Source organism: Paenibacillus qinlingensis, assembly GCF_013204845.1.
Taxonomy (GTDB): domain Bacteria; phylum Bacillota; class Bacilli; order Paenibacillales; family NBRC-103111; genus Paenibacillus_E; species Paenibacillus_E qinlingensis.
Map to the genome: position 1 here is coordinate 1 of NZ_JABMKY010000032.1, position 15,372 is coordinate 15,372.

11 protein-coding genes are annotated in these 15,372 nt (G+C 45.6%); 3 read left to right on the forward strand and 8 right to left on the reverse strand.

Going from position 1 to position 15,372, the window contains the following annotated elements:
• Window positions 1-343 precede the first annotated feature (343 nt).
• From HQN88_RS33575 to HQN88_RS33590, 4 genes are all read right to left on the reverse strand, one after another.
• The gene (locus tag HQN88_RS33575) at window positions 344-835 is read right to left on the reverse strand and encodes a GAF domain-containing protein (RefSeq protein ID WP_173120465.1); all 492 of its coding nucleotides are present in this window, start codon (window positions 833-835) and stop codon (window positions 344-346) included.
• Between the two features lie 202 nt (window positions 836-1,037).
• Window positions 1,038-1,727 carry an L-ribulose-5-phosphate 4-epimerase gene (araD, locus tag HQN88_RS33580; protein ID WP_173120467.1) on the reverse strand — a complete coding sequence of 230 codons (690 nt, stop codon included), beginning with the start codon at window positions 1,725-1,727 and terminating at the stop codon, window positions 1,038-1,040.
• 131 nt (window positions 1,728-1,858) lie between these two features.
• A complete protein-coding gene (locus HQN88_RS33585) occupies window positions 1,859-3,088 on the reverse strand; it encodes an S-layer homology domain-containing protein (RefSeq protein WP_173120469.1) in 1,230 nt (409 codons plus the stop codon).
• Between the two features lie 208 nt (window positions 3,089-3,296).
• Window positions 3,297-3,746, reverse strand: coding sequence for a hypothetical protein (locus HQN88_RS33590; RefSeq protein ID WP_246320606.1), 450 nt, complete (start codon window positions 3,744-3,746; stop codon window positions 3,297-3,299).
• Between the two features lie 289 nt (window positions 3,747-4,035).
• Here HQN88_RS33590 and HQN88_RS33595 point away from each other — a divergent pair, with 289 nt between their 5' ends.
• Both HQN88_RS33595 and HQN88_RS33600 read left to right on the forward strand, forming a co-directional pair.
• A complete protein-coding gene (locus HQN88_RS33595; RefSeq protein WP_246320607.1) occupies window positions 4,036-4,602 on the forward strand; it encodes an RNA polymerase sigma factor in 567 nt (188 codons plus the stop codon).
• Window positions 4,589-5,926, forward strand: coding sequence for a hypothetical protein (locus HQN88_RS33600; RefSeq protein WP_173120471.1), 1,338 nt, complete (start codon window positions 4,589-4,591; stop codon window positions 5,924-5,926). The genes HQN88_RS33595 and HQN88_RS33600 overlap by 14 nt, the downstream gene beginning before the upstream one ends.
• A 416-nt stretch (window positions 5,927-6,342) precedes the next feature.
• On the opposite strand, the gene HQN88_RS33605 is transcribed toward HQN88_RS33600, so the two are convergent.
• The 4 genes from HQN88_RS33605 to HQN88_RS33620 all read right to left on the reverse strand — a co-directional run bounded on the left by HQN88_RS33605 (window position 6,343) and on the right by HQN88_RS33620 (window position 13,335).
• Window positions 6,343-7,833: an HD domain-containing phosphohydrolase gene (locus HQN88_RS33605; protein ID WP_173120473.1), complete on the reverse strand. Its 1,491-nt coding sequence runs from the start codon at window positions 7,831-7,833 to the stop codon at window positions 6,343-6,345.
• 193 nt (window positions 7,834-8,026) lie between these two features.
• On the reverse strand, window positions 8,027-9,472 hold the full coding sequence (locus HQN88_RS33610; protein ID WP_173120476.1) for a flotillin family protein: 1,446 nt from the start codon (window positions 9,470-9,472) through the stop codon (window positions 8,027-8,029).
• Window positions 9,473-9,523: 51 nt separating this feature from the next.
• Window positions 9,524-10,063 (reverse strand): NfeD family membrane protein, encoded by a 540-nt coding sequence (locus HQN88_RS33615; RefSeq protein WP_173120478.1) that lies wholly within the window; start codon window positions 10,061-10,063, stop codon window positions 9,524-9,526.
• 101 nt (window positions 10,064-10,164) lie between these two features.
• Window positions 10,165-13,335 carry an S-layer homology domain-containing protein gene (locus tag HQN88_RS33620; protein ID WP_173120479.1) on the reverse strand — a complete coding sequence of 1,057 codons (3,171 nt, stop codon included), beginning with the start codon at window positions 13,333-13,335 and terminating at the stop codon, window positions 10,165-10,167.
• Between the two features lie 164 nt (window positions 13,336-13,499).
• On the opposite strand from HQN88_RS33620, the gene HQN88_RS33625 reads away from it, so the two are divergent.
• Window positions 13,500-15,278: an O-antigen ligase family protein gene (locus HQN88_RS33625; RefSeq protein WP_173120481.1), complete on the forward strand. Its 1,779-nt coding sequence runs from the start codon at window positions 13,500-13,502 to the stop codon at window positions 15,276-15,278.
• Window positions 15,279-15,372 lie beyond the last annotated feature (94 nt).

Sequence of the window (15,372 nt, forward strand, 5' to 3'; positions counted from 1 at the left end):
TTTAGACTCGAACGTTGTCTCTCAGATTGTTTTAAATCGATTTTTCTTTTAAGAGGAGAGATCCACCACATAAAAATCAAACTGTCGAAAACACCGCGAGACTTTCTCGACAGCCTGAAAAACTACAGCTAATTCAGCTGTTTATCACTAAATACGTGAAACAGATGGAAAACCTACAGTTAATCCAGCCACCTACGCCGTATTGGAGCTGAATACTGGATATTATCCAGTTATTTTATTCAAATCAATATATTGACGAGAAATAGCTGGATATTATCCAGTTATTCGACAAGAGCAGCCAAAACTTATGCGCGGAATGCCGTGCATAAGTTAATTTTTAACGCTACATCGCAGCGGCGAGCTTCTGCACAAACTGTTCCAGATAACGCTGGTCGATGTTATCGAACCGATTAAGACTCGGGCTGTCGATATCCAACACCCCGACAAGTTCAGATCCCACCACAATCGGGATCACGATCTCGGATTGCGAAGCCGCATCACAAGCGATATGTCCCGGAAAAGCGTGGACATCAGGAACAAGCACAGTTTCCATCCGCTCAGCTGCCGTACCGCACACCCCTTTACCGAAAGGGATTCGCACGCAAGCCGGCAATCCCTGAAAAGGTCCGAGCACAAGCTCTTTCCGCTCAAGCTGCTCATCCACCAAGTAGAAGCCTACCCAGTTGATGTCCTCTAGGAACTGCCCCAGCAATGCGGATGCATTCGCCAAATTAGCAATACGGTTCGGTTCATCCTGTATTAAAGCGTGAACTTGCCCGATCAGCAAGGTATATTGTTCTTCTCTTGTTCCACTATAATTCGATTTCGCAAACATCTCTCATCATCCTCTTCTGCCTAGTCTACTTTCATCATACCAAATGAACGGCTCCTCGCCAAAAGATACTGGAGCGACTAACTCTTCTACAATTGCCCTGGCGCGCTGGAGTTAGTCTCTTTCATCGACTAACCCCTCTCCTTATCTATATAAATACAAAAAGGACAATCAGCCCTTTCAGCCGATTGCCCTCAATAAGTTCTTATTTTTGCCCGTAATAGGCGTTCGCCCCGTGCTTTCTTAGAAAATGACGATCCAGCAAGGTTTGATCCATAGGCTGAATTGAAGGATTCAAGTTGTACGTACGATACGCGATCTTCGCAACCTCTTCCAGTACAACCGCGTTATGAACGGCATTGTGCGCGTCCTTGCCCCAACTAAATGGTGCGTGACAGTTCACTAACACACTCGGAACCATCGCGGGATCCAACTCACGGAACGTTTCAATGATTACATGGCCCGTCTCCAACTCGTAGGCGCCTTGTATCTCTGCCTCTGTCATCAGACGCGTGCACGGTACTTCACCGTAGAAATAATCCGCATGCGTTGTACCCAATGCCGGAATAGCGCGACCTGCCTGCGCCCAACTTGTAGCCCAAGGCGAATGTGTGTGAACGATGCCGCCAATCGTCGGGAAGGCGCGGTACAACGCCAAATGCGTTGGCGTATCTGAGGATGGCTTCAATTTGCCTTCCACAAGATTACCCTGCAGATCTACGACAACGAGGTCCTCGGCCTTCAAATCCTCATATGGTACGCCGCTCGGCTTAATCACGACAAGTCCTTGCTCACGATCGATTCCGCTGACATTGCCCCATGTAAACGTAACTAGCCGATATTTGGGCAGATCCAAATTGGCTTCCAAAACTTGCTGTCTCAATTCCTCTAGCATCTGAGCTCAACACCTTCCGATAAAATGTACATATAATACCTACATTATACACTTGTACGTACATGTTAGCTAGATATTTTGCAAATAAGGAATAAACAAATCAACTTGTATGTACAGCCTCAGATCACCTTTTATGAATGGATAATAGAGAAAACAATCGTTTTCCCATCTGACTCTAGTCGTGTTTCCACCGAATAATTACCGATTTGCGTTGTTGTTGTTTCAAGAACACCTTTCGCTGCGGCACGTGCGCATGCATCCGTAAATAGGCGATTGAAAATGTCTGCATCGTACCCGAATAGAAAATCCGTAAACTTGCGGATGCTTTCCGTATTCCGAGCAAGCACCCCGTCCTCCAGTCGTACCGTGACGCCATAGGTCGCAAACTGTGGATCCAACCAGAGAGAAGCTTCATTGCTGCCCCGCGCCTCCGCCGTAGCTCCGCTCAGGGATTGCGCTTTGGCTTCTGAATTACGAAATAGACGCAGCGTTGTCTCTTCCAGATCGTAGTTCGTCCCGCGCAGCTTGCCCGCCCCTTCCATCACTTCGTAGGCTTGCAGCATGCGCTGATCTGGGAAAACAAGCTTCTTGTAGCTGCCATCCTTGGTTGGCACGACTTTGATGAAAGCATCGTTATCGTTTTTCACGCTGACGCGCTTCGATTTCGTCTGCAAACGCGTAATAATTTGCAACGCTTCCGCTCGTGTTACATATTTGCCTACCCCGAAGTAGCCATTCGGATACCCTTCCATGATCCCTTTCGTCATCGACTCTCCGATAAACTTCTGCTGTCTGCTCGTTGCGCTCTGTAAATCTCCGAAATGAGATGCCGCGCTAAGACTATAGGTTTCGTCCTCCAAATACTCCGTTTCCTTCAATAAATAGTACAAAATCTCCGCGACATCTTCTCGCTTGAGCGAAGCCTTATAATCACTGAATTGCCCTTTGCTAATAAAATGAAGATCACTTGCCAGATCTAAATACGGTTTCGCCCAGTAACCGACCGTGCTCGGCTTAAACGTGAAATCTCGGTAGTCTTGTCCTAAAATATTTTGATTACTTACACTCAATGTTTGCAAAAAGCTTGTCTTCCACTTCCGTTCCCCATTCGGGAACTTATCTGTGAAGGCTAGCAGTACAATTTTCACAAATTGATCTGCGGTAACAGTCTCATCCGGTCGGAACGTTCCATCTGGAAAGCCATCCAACAAACCTTGCTGTACCATCTGATCGATTGTCTGCTCCGCCCAATGTCCACTAATATCCTTAAATCCCGCTGCCTCGCTTCTACCTTGCAGACCACCTATTGTTAATAGGCAACCGATCGTCGCAATTGTCAGCCATTTATTCCATCGTATCATCGCCAATTTCTCCGCTTCTATCCTAATTTTCGGCACCAACTTCTACCATTCTCTAGGATAAGCCTTCTACTAGTCTTTGAGAACAGGCTAAAAAGCCCATTCATTAAGGCGGGACAAGCCCCCCTTAACTGGGTCTATAGCCACATAAAAGACAAAAAGACCCTGCCCTCTACTAGGTAGAAAGCAAGATCCGCTATCGTGAACATTCTTATACTTTTTTTTGCTTCCCTGCTACCGCTTTAGCCGAATTGTAATAGCGCATCCAGTCGACAATGTACATCATTTTAGCTAGATAATCAGGTGCACTTCCCTGTAAATGACTGTAGGGCTCTTCCTGCAGCAGCTGGTGCAGCTCGTAGCCCTTGGTATAGAGAGTCTTAGTGAACGCTTCTTCCGTCTGTGGCTTGTACAGATCCGTTCCTCGGGAAAGCTCAATTTCCTCGATAATTGTACCCCGGTAGTACGGGTAAACATTCACCTGTAGGCCCATATCAATGTAAGCTAAACCTGTATATTCATAAGGAAGCCAAATTAAATTCGTCTTCTTGTCTTCTAGCTTCACGGTGTACACTAAACCTAGGTTCAGGGCAATCGGCTGTGGATAATTGCTTATTAGCCCGGATCGCAAATGATCTGCTATATGCTCAACGAAATTCATGCTGCTCTTCCTCTCCGAAGGATCTAGTCCTTCCTTCATATTGCGTGCTAAAGCTCTTCGTTGTCAAGCAAGAACGCATACGTTCCAGTTTCTATTCTTATTGTTCTCTTTTCTAGGTACAATTTCCTGCCGATCACGCTCTACTAATTGGGCATGAACAGTTTCAATAAAGAATACGCTCTGATGAGGCACAAAGGAGCAAGGGCTTACGAAAGATGTAAGTAAAGTTTTTATTTCGAATGTTGAACTTTTCGGGAACAGATGCGTCTATATAGGAGAGGTGAGAGAATTGGAAACGACGGGTGTCCATGTATTTGATTATTTGAAGTACATTGCAGAAACAACAGATCAGAAGGTGATCCTTCGTAATTTAATGGAAACCTACGGGAATGATGTGTGGAATTATGCCTTCAGTATTTGTCGGAATAAAGATGCAGCTGACGATATTGCACAGGATGCTTTCTTAAAAGTATATCGCAATCTGACGACTTTCCGTGGTGAAGCTGCGGTTAAAACCTGGTTGCTTACCATAACCCGCAATACCGCTTATGATCATATGCGCAAAGCGTTTTGGCGCAAGGTGACTCTTGTTGGATTCGTGCAGTCGGGAGGTACCGCAAGCTCAGCTGAAACCGAAGCGGTTGAGAATTTATATGCAAGTGAAATTTGGCAGAAGGTCATGTCTTTATCCGCAAAATATAGAGAAATTTTAATTCTTCACGCACATTATCAGATGACAACCAAGGAAATGGCAGCTATTCTGGATATTTCGGAAGGAACCGTTAAATCCAGACTACATCACGCCAGACTCAAGGTTCTTAGTCTGAAGGAGCGTGAAGCCCTTGAACACTCCTGAGCCGGATGACTTCCAGAAGCAACTGGAAGATGCGCCCCTCGTGCAGAAGGGGTTCACCTCCAAGCTTCAACAGGATATCGAGCAAACGATTCGTAAGAAGGAGCGCAGCAAATCCAAGGTAAAACCTCTTCTCTGCGTTGGTGGTTTAGGTACTGTCTTGGCTGTAGTACTTCTTTTCCCTTGGCATACGATGCACACGCAAAGTGAGGCTGCTGCTCTTGAGGAGAAAATGATGCCGGCGGAAGTCACCGTCTCCACGCCTCCACCTGCTCCCATTAACACAGCCTTGCTCATTGGGCTACGGACAGAGCATGAGACGGCTACGAACGGAAATCAAGGACGGGCGCTGTCTCCGCTTCGTTACAGTACCTATCGGACGATGCTCGTTGCGCCTGTTCGCGGGCAATTACAGAAAACCTCCGAAGGTACTGGCATTTTGATGCCATATAAGCAAAATTTTTGGAAAATTGACTCCCTTACACATATAACGAACAAAGGTGAGTCTCACTATTTATCTGCTCATTTGGCTGATCAGCCCGTTAAGACAGAACGCTTCACAGAGCCAGAAGATCAAGAGTTTAATCGTGTAGAAACACTGTTGTTTGCAGGCAACCAGTACGTCTCTATTGCCGAGTCGGAGGCAGCTTGGAATGGCAATGCGCCCTACCATGCAGATCGCATCTGGGTGCGTACACTTCCGCAATTGAAAGAAGCACGTACCTTGCAATTCTACAAAAAGCCAGTGGACAAGAACCATGTATCCTTGATGGATGTCTTTGGCACAAGCACGAGCACGGATCTTGCGAGGATATCAAGCATAGGAGACAATGCGATGAGTGAAGTCTCAGGACAGAGCTGGACGGTGCAGCGTGAACCAGGACAATGGGTCGGCAAAGTTGCTGAAACGCCGAAAGCTAGTTTATCGAGACCTGATTCTTACGTACTGCGTGATTTCCCACGGCAACTGCCGGATAAAGTCGTTAATCACGATGATATCTGTTGCTCTTGGAGCAATATCAAGTCCTCGTGGCCGAAAGCTACCGATGCGCTAACCTCCCCCTTGGACGATATGCTCGTCATCTTCGAGGGAGACACGCTCAAATTTTACTCCTACGGGCAAGCGCCCGGCAGCATTCCCCAGCTCACTTTAGATTTGGAGCCTGGTGAACAGCTCGTCATGGCACAATGGGCCACAGACCACTACGTCCAGGAATGGATCGACAAGGTCGGACGCTATCTGTCCGCCGAGACAGAGTCTCGGCCGGCTGGCGCTACTGGGTCTGCAGTGGGACTGCAATTGGAATCACAAACAAAAGCACACTAAATATGAAAACCCGCTGGTCCATTTGGACTGAGCGGGTTTATTGTGGTTTCGGCTGCGCAGGTGCCGATTCTGGGCTGGGTGTTCTACTTCTACTTCTACTTCTACTTCTACTTCTACATCTACTTCTACGGACCCAACCCCCGCCGCTCCCGGTGCACTTCAACAAATTTAACTGGATTATATGTAGCTAATTTTGCTGATTTTCACTCAATCGCGAGAATAGCTGGATTTCATGTAGTTAATTTCTGCCCAAAACGGAATTATTACTGATTTCCGCTATTTTAGCTGTACTTTTTCCATCTATTCGTCCGATTACCATGAAATACGCCTGAATTAGCTGTATGTTTTCCATTTAGTTGACCCACAGGCCACTCAGCCCACTCCCTCTGTGGCCCCCTGACTACCACTCTCAGCAACTAGGCCTTGTATGCATCCATAAAGCCCTGAACAAAACGGGGATCCCACTGACTCCCCTTCCCGTCCGCGAGAATGGCCATCGCCTTCTCGACAGGCATTCCCTTCCGATACGGACGATCGGACGTCATCGCATCGAACGCATCGGCCACCGCAATGATGCGGCCGAACACCGGGATATCCTGGCCCTTCAGGCCATCCGGATATCCCGCACCATCGTAGCGCTCGTGATGCGAGCGCACGCCCGGAAGCAAGGGAGCCATCGCCTCAGCAGGCTCAATCTGTTTCAAAATCGATTCACCCAGATCCGGGTGACGTTTGATTTGCTCGAATTCCTCGTCGGTTAATCGGCCATCCTTTAACAGCACCGCATCGCGCACGCCAATTTTGCCGATATCATGCAGCAGCGCTGTTTTGTACAACCAGTCAAGCTCCTGTTCGCTCAAGCTAACCGCTTGTCCAATTAACAAGCAGTACTTGGCGACACGCGTTGAATGCCCTGCCGTGTAGGCATCTCGCGCATCGAGAGCTGCCGCAAGTGTAGCGTAATAGCTCTGCAGGAGCTGATTGTTCATTTTTTCACGGGCATCGAGGCCCTTCACCATATGGTTAAAGCCCGCAATCAACCGCGAAAACTCATCCGAGTATAAGTCAGAGGCTCTAACTTTAAGATCGCCGGACTGCACTTGCTTCATTACGCGATGTAAATCCTCAATCGGCTGTTGAATATCACTGGCCAGCAAGCGTGCTCCCAAGGACGAGAAGCCAACGCCCAGCAAAAGAATAATCGCCGCCCATTTCCAGTAATCAGCGATCAGCTGGGAAGAGTCCACACTTGTGCTCAACCGAATTTGCGTTGCTAAGCTAAAAAGAAATAGCGGCATCGTGCCGATGAGAAAAGCACTCAACTGAAACTTTCGCTGAATTGACACGATGACGCGTCCATCCAACGAGACATCCTCCCCATGAATCTGCTGCCCTAACTCACGTATATGTACCAGCATGGGCCGAATAGCTTGCGCCGTCGTAAAAAACTCCAGCAACGCATGCATACTGGCAATCAGTATCGCACCGATGCCTGCCAGCCCAATGTAAAACGCCGGCAGTGTCAACCAACCCCATGCGATCCCTAAACTTGCCATGGTCATTGCTGGAATGGATAGCCCCAAAAAGTGCGGCCCCATAATCCGCATCACCGATAGGGCAGGAAAGCGATGCGTCTGTAAGTAGGCTGCACGAATAGTCGCCAGCGACGGCTTTTCTTGCCTCATCATTTCACGTATCGGCCCTATGTGCTTCCGAAATATCACAAACTCCGCAAACATCATGACACATAACGATAAAATCATAATAATAAACACACGGAGCATTTCAACCCCCGAAATCGTGAGCGTTGTCGAAATAATAACCCCGCCAACAACTAGAACAGCAATACCCGAACCCATCATATAATTTCGTAAAAGATCACGTAGAAATTTTTTATATATCAGCATACGTCTCCCCGCCTCTATCCAAACTATGCTTACTGCGAAGAAGACTCGCATCCCCTCTATTGTATCGTAATCTAGCGAAATCCGCTTGATATCTCTCTTAGAATTGACTAGCTTGCTAGCTCTTCTGGAAAAAGGAAAAAGCCACACTCTATAGCTAAGAGTGTGGCTTTGTTGTTTAGTCAGGGTGTGCCCCTTATCCTTCCCGCTTCAACGTCGGGTCAGCATCATTTCCAAGGAACGCGCGCGCCAAGTCGGTCACGCTTTTGCCCGTGAGCGTCTGGGTGATTTCCGGTACCTGCGCGATCATTTTGGCAATATCACCAGTGATTCGGTTGACGCCAGACGTCGAACCGTCCTGCGAGATCACGGTGATCTTATCCACGTTGCTCAGCGGGGCCGCAATTTTCTCCGCCAGTTCCGGCAGGATGCGGAGAATTTCCACCGTCACCGCCGCTTGCGTGTACTGCTTGTAGGCTTCCGCCTTTTTCTCCAGCGCCTCCGCTTCCGCAAGCCCCGCTAGGCGCACGACCTCAGCGTTCGCCTTCCCTTTGGCGAGCTCCGCCTCTGCCGTGGCTTCGCCGCGCTTTCTCGTCGACTCTGCGTCCGCCTCGGCTTCAAGAATTTGCCGCTGTTTGCTCACCTCGGCGCGCATGATTGCCGCCAGCTTCTCCGCTTCGGCTGGCTTAATGATTGAAGCTTCGAGCTCCTTCTGCTTCAGCTCGACCTCGATTTGGCGAACGGTCTTGTTCGCCTCTGCTTCCATCTGACGGATCCGTACCTGTTCCGTCACGAGCAGCTGTTGAATTTGCTTTTGCTTCAATTCATAGGCCAAATCCGCTTCCGCCTGACGACTCGTCGTCTCCTGCTTAAACTCGGCCTCCTTCATGCTGAGCTCCTTGCGGTACTGAGCTTCCTTCGCCGACGCAGCGCTCTCCGCTTCAATTGTCAATTGATGGGCTTCCGCCTTGCGAATGGCCGACTCCTTCTCCGTATCCGCCTGACGGATTTGAATATCCCGCTCAACTTCCGCCTTGGCAATACTCGCGCTTTTGCGGATCCGCTCCACCTCAGGCACACCCAAGTTCTCGATGTAGCCTTGATCGTCCGCTACCCGTTTCAGCACGAAGGAAATGAGGTTGAGCCCCATTTTATCCAAATCCTCGGAACATGTTTCCCTCATCTTACTGTTGAGCTCATCGGGGTTCTTGAGGATCGACTCGACCGTCAATTGCCCGACTAATCCCCGCAAATGCCCTTCGACTGAGTGCAAAATCATCGCTTCCCGCTCCGCCATCGAATGATCAAGGAACTGCTCAGAAGCGGTTGCGATCGCGATGGGATCACTTTGAATTTTAATCTGAGCGACAGCTTCAATTTTGAGACGAATACCTTGCAGTGAAAACATCGGCTGGTCTGGCTTCACGTCAAAGCTTGTGAGCATCATCGAGATGGTTTTGTAGCTCTGAAAACCGGGGATAACGAACGTACCTCCGCCTTGCACCACTCTTTTGCCCCCTAAACCAAACACGATCATCGCTTCATTCGGTGGCACTTTTTTATACGCTTTTACAATCGAAGCTAGTAAGATAAAAACAACAACCACAATGGCAACAACCATGATAAGCACTGGATACATCATTCCTGCTCTACCTCCCTGTCATTCCTCACTATTGTTTGAAGCACGAACGGGCTATTCAAATTCACTAAATTCCGTCACCGTAGCCACACCTTTGCTCATGTTCAAAATAACAACTTTCGTCCCTTTCACCAAGGACTCACCGTTCTCGGAACGAACACTGATGGAACGTGTGGTTCCTTGGAGCACATACACCATTTCACCCATACCTTTTCCAATAATCGGAACTGTGAGCTTCCCCAACTGCCCGCTGAGCTCAAAATCGCTCTCCCTCATGCTGTCATCATGCTTATAAATAACCTTGGCGTATAAAAGAAAGAACAGCCACGCCATCACAAGACCAGCTGCAATGGCAACGAGTAGAATCAATAAACCGCTTGTCATGCCAACCTTGCCCAAGATATACCCCATACCGCCGAATACGGTCAAACCCGCGAGCAATGAGGACATATTAAACCAAGATGGGCCACTATGCCCGTGTCCATGTGTACCACCTGCATCGCCATGCAGCTCAATGCTGTCCACACCGAAGAGTGTGATGAGCAACGTAAGTACAAGACCTACGAAAAAACAAACAATAAACATCGTCATCATCAGCTTTACCTCCCACATAAATTTAGACGAAATTGGGAATAAAAGGTTTCGCTTCAAAGAAAAATCCCCCTATATCGAATAGGAGGATCGTTGTCTTACTATTAGTTTATGAATTCTGCAAATTGTAAGAACCTTTTTAGCATAACCGTTGCTTGTGCTCTAGTTGCACTCTCTTTAGGTCCAAACGATTGTTCAGTCAGACCATTTACAATATTAGCAGCAAGTGATTGCGCTACAGCCGATGTCGCCCACGCACTAATTGAACTGCTATCAGCAAAACCAGCAAGCTTGTCTTGAGCTAATGATGACTGTACTTCTTGACCAGAAAGCATCAAAGCCCTAGAAATCATCACGGCCATTTGCTCTCTTGTAATATCTGCATGAGGATCGAATTCCCCAGCACTGTTTCCTTCAACAAGTCCTAATTTAGCCGCTGTACCCACAGCGCCTGCAAACCAGTCAGCACTTTTCACATCTGTAAACGTAGACGACTTCGCAGCATCTGGATTTAATGCTAATGCGGTAACAAGCATAGATGCAAATTGTGCTCGGGTCACACGTTGATCCGGAGCGAAAGTAGTTTCGCTCATGCCTTGCACAACGAACTTAGACGCTAGCAATTCGATGTCTGTTTTGGCCCAATGCGTGCTGATGTCACTAAATGATTTGTCCAATTTCACCAGTGTGTATATGCTGTTATGCGGTGATTTGATGGTGATCTCACTTTTGCCATTGACATGGGAGACAACGGCAGGAATGAAAGTCATTTTACCTGTAACAGGGTCGAATGAAACAACGGTTGTTGCATTACTATCTACCGTAGAAGGTACAATAATCTTCCGTTCCACATAAGTACCTGAGAAATCATTCAATTCTACCTTCGTAGAACCCGACTCTGCTGTAATGGTAAATTCAATCGGATTGGCAAGTAGCGTCGTAATCGTTGGATTCGCTTGCTGAAGTGCCTCGTATGATTTCGCAGACGCCTGCGTCACGGAAATCGTTACTTTTACATCTTTAAGGTCCTTATTTATTTGCTTAGCGATATCTTTAAAAATACTAACGGGCACCTGATACGTACCTGCATCCGACTGGATCGATATCACAATATTCGAATTGGATTTCAATGCCTCAGTTAATGATGCTGCTGGGATTTCAATTTTGGCCCCAGCTTGCGTACCCGTCGCATCCAAGGTGATCGTTTGGTGGTCGTTATCGTTGCCTTTGATCACATCAAGCGCCTTCGTGAATACATCTGAGTCCAGTTTGACGCGTGAAACCTCTTTGCCGTCTGAACCTTTTTCTTTTGTCAGGTAATTGTTCGTATCCACCTTGGCGCCATCGTCGGATGGTTTAGGTGAGTTATCCACGAAGCCGCCACCACCTCCACCAAATCCTGAGGTTGCTTTTAATGAAGCTATCTTCGCTACTGCATTAGTAAGCTTTGTTTGATTTTCTGGAGTTACCAACGCCTTTTGAGCCGTTGTAAGTAAATCAAATGCTGCTTTGGCTTCCTTCACAGCTGTTTCATTTGCTAATACTAGGCTTGAAGTAGCTGGTAGAGCTGTGATTTTGGCCGTTACAGCTGCAACCGCTTCTAGCGTTCCTGCTGGCAAAATTTGAACTGTTCGGTCATTATAGTAACTGTCAATTATGTTGCCCGTATATAAATCTAAATAATTGTTTTTTACTGAAAGTGACACCGCAGTACTAAAGCCTGTCCCTGACCACTGCGGTAATCGGATTTCATTCGAGTCGCTAGAAGAAGACATTTTTAGTACATATTGTTCATTAGGTTCCAATTCTGCATCGAGTACGAGAGATAGTAATTGCGGTCGTGTATAACCGTTCCCATTATTAGTAACTACAGGAGATGGACTACTGCTACCACCACCTCCTCCTCCGCCGTTCCCACTTACTACCAACTTATCATTAATTGCTTCATTCGAAAAAGAAGGATTATGAGTTAAGCTCGTAATTCCGACCTCTGACTGATCTGAAACTTTAATTAGTTGTAAATCTGACCCTATCAAATTCTCATTTTGAATTGTCGTTGTATTATGCGTTCCCACTCCATACATTGGCCAACTATCATAGGGAAAATCGATATCCAGACGGTTTCCAGTAGCATTTGTCGGCGTAAAACTTACAATTTCTTCATTAGGCACGTACCAATGACCTGCATCTTTATTGGTAAACATGTCTGGCTTTGTCTTAAAATTACCATTCATATTTACCTCATGTTGAAATACATTAGCAAAAAAGCCTTCGTAGTCAACGCTTGCAACAAAGTCAGTAACATAGGATGTCGGTTGGAAAATCTTTTTTTGTGAATTCGTAATGGTTACGGAATAATTGTTGTCAGGTAAATCAAAATAATAATCCAAATGCTTACCCGCATAGTCCATATACGGTTGATTGATGTTGATTCCATACCGGCCAAGTTGTGTTTGGCCCTTGATTTCTTGATTCGTATACGTAAAACTTTCAACAACAACACCAGCTGCATTCTTAATATCAAACTTCGTATTTGCTGCAGGGACGCCATTTAAATTAATGACACCTGAGTAATGATAGGCCTCCGGTCCCGTTACACTTACGAGTGTAACCTTTTCACTTAGCGCTGATTCGTTACCAAATATGTCTATGACACTTAATTGAATATCCACAGGCGGTGCATTAAATTCATACCTTTCACCCCATTCAAATGGAAGATAACCTTTAGATTGTCCTTCGAATATTCCATTCCGATATTCTTTGACACTATAGATAAAGGGTAAATTATCAAGTGAATCCCATTTAATTCTCCAGTGCCCATGTTCAAAATTTGCCACAAGATTAGTAGGAGGAGTAAGATTAACATCACTTCCGCTATAGGTATACACATTACTGCTCACATTATTTACTGTTGAGTAAACAGGTGTACTACCTTCATAAACTACTGCTGTAACTGGCTTAAGCCCTTTAAGCCCCTCGCTTCCCACGCCATTCAACTCATAATAAAATCCATTAATATAAGGGTTTGTAAAGTTTATACTACTTGGGGTCACTGCTTTAGTCCCATATGTCTCATCATTCACACTGACCGATAACGCCGCCTTGTCTGAATAAATATAGCCATATACCGTGCCAGATACTGGATCAAACTGGAGATTAAACAAACTTGTTGCAGATGCTATAATTGGGATGCATGCATTCACCAAAAATAATAGCACGAGTGCCGCAGAGGCCCTTCGCTTAAACGATCCAATTACCTTATTACTAAAATGCAAAATAGTTCCTCCTCAGGTTGTTTCTACCGATCTTCTATTACCTACTAAATAATAAGAGATAACAAGAGATTCAACAAGACTAAAGTCCCATGCCTTATAATGGAAATTAGGAACACAACATTAAATTTTGCTTAATTTCATGAGATGGAGTGAAAACACTTAGCGTGCGCCCAAGAAAAAAACAGAATATACCAGAAGTTGAAAAGAACTGGGTTTCCTCTTTTTCACTTATATTGCTTATCATCTTCATCAGTATTTCTCTATTCTGGCACGGTCTATTGTTTAAGCCTGAGTATTTACTGATTGAAGGCTGTCTCTATGTCTCAGCAGGCCTCATTTTATTTAGGTGTAAAATGCCTTCTCATCCTGTTTTCTACGTATTTATTGTCTTTGTCTGTCTCTACTTTGCACTTACATTTAGCGCTATTTCTAAACAAGAGTCTCTAGCAACATCGTTCCGTATCGCACTTGTAATACCTCTATTTCTTATAGCTGCACAGCTTACCAAAGCACATAGATTAACTCTGATAAGAGTGTTCGTTTATCTATGTTCTGTTGGGCTCGTCTATGGCATTCTTTTCGACCAATTTCGAGATGGGCGTTTCGAAGGACCCTTGGAGTATGCGAATGCATGGGGGGTATTACTACTCACTGCCTTGATTCTATCTAATATGTTAGCCGCTATAGAAAACAAAACTCACTATATCTGGCTTAGTTCCCTTCTAGCATCAGGAATTATTCTGAGCGGTTCGCGAACAGTTCTTTTACTTTTCGTTATCATTGTCCCACTACAATACTGGGCATTTGGAAAAAATGATCGAAAAACCATCCCTTCCGTAACACTAGCTATTTGTGCCGGAGTTGCTAGCGCTGTCACCTATTCATTTTCAAAATGGGCATTTCTGGGCTCTGTTCTCATCGTCGCCTTACTCATACTCTATGTAATGCCTAAGATTCGGACTAAAACAATAAGTGTGACTATGATTCCTATTTTTCTAGCAATGGCTGTTGCGATGCTATACAGTAATCAAGCTACCTCACTTAAGCGTTTGTTTCAGCTAACCCCTCACGCATCAGAATGGACAAGTAGGATTGGTTATTACAAAGACGCTTGGCAAATAATTATCGACTCCCCTTTTCTAGGTTACGGAGGAGGAGCATGGAACATTTTACAATATCACTATCAGACAGCTGCCTACACAGTCCTATATTTACATAATTATTGGTTGGAAACGTGGATTGAGACCGGATTGATTGGTGTACTACTGTTCACAACAATTGTAATTTTGTTTATCTGGAGCGGCTTGTCTTCTTACCTTAAATCAGATGGTTCGACGAAAATCTGGGTAGCAAGTTGCCTTGCTGTATTCGGTTGTCTACTGGTTCATAGTACAGTTGATTTTACATTTGAATATCCTTTGCTATTCGGTTTATGGGTTGTATTTGGCATATTTAGCCACACTTCGATGGTAGAGCTAAAACCTACTAGTGATTTAATAAATAAATTAAATGGACCTCTACGCATCCTTTTCTCATTGGTTCTTATCTTATTTTCGATCATATCTATCCGTCTTAGCTTCTCAGAGGCGTTATCCACCAAGGCAGAACACGCAACTAGTTATACCGAAGCCATTGAACTTCTTGAACGCAGTTCTAACCTAGCCTTCATCCCAGCAAATCAACACTATACCTCAGCCTATCTCTTACTAAAAAATTACTTAGAAACAACAAATCCAGTACATCTCACTCGCGCCGCGATGGAAATCAACAAAGCATTTTCTATGAACCCACAGGATGTTCATGTCCTATTCCTTCGATGCCAAATTCAATACGCTCAAGGAGAACGAACACAAGCGAGAATTGAGCTTCAAAAGCTACATCAACAGTTCCCCTTCCGAACAGACATTCAAACAGAACTTGAGAAATGGGATCATGCTCGTTAATTTTAAGCCATAACCGCATCCTTCTCGTACCACTTGCGTATAATCATTCGATGACTTATCGTTAAATCTATTAAAACAAAGGAGTAGATTATCC